3 protein-coding genes are annotated in these 1870 nt (G+C 71.9%); 1 reads left to right on the top strand and 2 read right to left on the bottom strand.

The window, feature by feature from the left end; all coding sequences use genetic code 11:
- Both H0487_RS20410 and H0487_RS20405 read right to left on the bottom strand, forming a co-directional pair.
- On the bottom strand, nucleotides 1-453 hold a 453-nt coding region (locus H0487_RS20410), incomplete at its 3' end, for a calcium-binding protein (RefSeq protein WP_183096061.1).
- Nucleotides 454-569: 116 nt separating this feature from the next.
- Nucleotides 570-1202 (bottom strand): TetR/AcrR family transcriptional regulator, encoded by a 633-nt coding sequence (locus tag H0487_RS20405; RefSeq protein ID WP_183096060.1) that lies wholly within the window; start codon nucleotides 1200-1202, stop codon nucleotides 570-572.
- Nucleotides 1203-1270: 68 nt separating this feature from the next.
- On the opposite strand from H0487_RS20405, the gene H0487_RS20400 reads away from it, so the two are divergent.
- Nucleotides 1271-1870, top strand: a 600-nt coding sequence (locus H0487_RS20400; RefSeq protein ID WP_183096059.1) for an acyl-CoA dehydrogenase family protein, incomplete at its 3' end; no start/stop codon positions are given.

Genomic DNA, 1870 nt, shown 5'->3' with positions numbered 1-1870 from the left:
GAAGACCCGGCCGACGCCGAGGCCACCGAGGACCGTGTCGTCGCCGGCCCCGCCCTCGACGCGGTCGACGTCGTCGCCGGCGTCGATGGTGTCGGCCTCGGTGCCGCCGTACAGCTTGTCGGCACCGCCGCCGCCCGACATCGTGTCGATCCCGGGCCCGCCGCGGACGTCGTCGGCCCCCGCGCCACCGTCGAGGACGTCGTCGCCCTCGATGCCCAGGATCAGGTCGTCGCCGCCGAGACCGTTGATCGCGTCGTCACCCCCGAACCCGCAGATGACGTCGGAGCCCGGCGTCCCGTTGAGGACGTCGTCGCCCGGGGTGCCCTTGATCGTGCAGGGACTGCCCAGCGGCGGTGGCACCGCGACCGCTGCGCCGACGGAGCCCTGGAGGACCAACGCGGCGAGAGCGACCGCGACGATGAGTGCGTCGGACGGTCGCCGGCGAGCTGACATGGGGGGACTCCGAGGGTCAGCCGCGCAGCCCGGAACGACGCGGGAGATACGTCTAGGACATTCGGGACTCTTGCACCTCGAGAGGCTCCCCGTTGCCGAACGGCGAAAGTGCCCGCTCAGCCCCGCACGCCGAGCTCGCGCCGGGCGAGGGCCTTCCAGGTGCGCAGGTTCGGGTCGCCGGAGGGGTCACGCGGGTCGAAGGCGTAGGTGAGGGCGACCCCGCGCATGCTGGTGTTGAGCACCTCGCGGAGGTCGACGTACCGCGGCTTCCGAGTGAGGGCGGGGCCGAACATGTCGTCGATCGCCGCGCGGATCGCGGCGCCGAGCGCCTGCTCCTTGGGTGCGAGCGCCTCGGCGAGCCGAGGGTTCGAGCGGGCCGCGAGCCACAGCTCCGTGGCCGCCCAGAAGTACCCGTGGTGGTACGTCGACCAGAGCGTGTCGATCGCCGCGTCGATCCGCGCCCCGGGCTCGGCCGGCCACTCGGCCCGGCTCATCGAGGAGGTCACCCGGGCCTCGGCGATGTGCTGGACCGCGGCCATCAGGAGCGTGTCCCGGTCGGGGTACTGGTGCAGCAGCCGTCCGCGGCTCACGCCGGCCCGCTGCTGGATCTTCAGGGTCGACGCACCGCTGTAGCCGAGCTCGATGAGCACCTCGACCGCCGAGTCGAGGACGTGCTGCTGGGTCGCCCGGCTACGTCCCTCGTAGTCGCCGTAGCTGAGACCGTCTGCAGTGGTCGTCCTCGGGCTCACAGCAGGTACCTTGCCATCTACAGTCAACGCTGACTACAGTCAGTCGTGACCGTAGAGGGGAGACGCACATGCCTGCTGACCGGATGATGCCGACCGACGAGTCGGCTGACCTGATCGAGCTCACGCGCACGATCGTCGAAAAGGAGCTGCGCCCCCACGTCGACGAGGCCGAGCGTACGGCAAGGTTCCCCCGCGAGGTGTTCCGCACCCTCGGCCGCGCCGGGCTGCTCGGCCTGCCCTACCCGGAGGAGGTCGGGGGCGGTGGCCAGCCCTACGAGGTCTACCTCCAGGTCGTGGAGGAGATCGCCTCGGCGTGGGCCGCCGTCGGGGTCGGCACCAGCGTCCACGCGCTCAGCTGCTTCGGGCTCTTCCACAGCGGCACCGACGAGCAGAAGCAGCGGTGGCTCCCGGAGATGCTGTCCGGGGAGCTGCTCGGCGCCTACTGCCTCTCGGAGTCCCACGCCGGCTCCGACCCGGCGGCGATGCGCACCAAGGCCGTGCGCGACGGGGACGACTACGTGATCTCCGGGGCCAAGGCCTGGACGACGCACGGCGGGCACGCCGACTTCTACAAGGTCATGGCCCGCACCTCCGACGACGGCGGTCGCGGCATCTCCTGCTTCCTGGTCCCCGCGGACGCCGACGGCCTCACCTCCGACCCCCCCCCG

Origin of the sequence: Nocardioides stalactiti (assembly GCF_014180715.1) — a bacterium.
Taxonomy (GTDB): domain Bacteria; phylum Actinomycetota; class Actinomycetes; order Propionibacteriales; family Nocardioidaceae; genus Nocardioides; species Nocardioides stalactiti.
The sequence above is the reverse complement of the archived record's forward strand: the minus strand, read 5'-3'. Positions and strand labels throughout refer to the sequence as shown.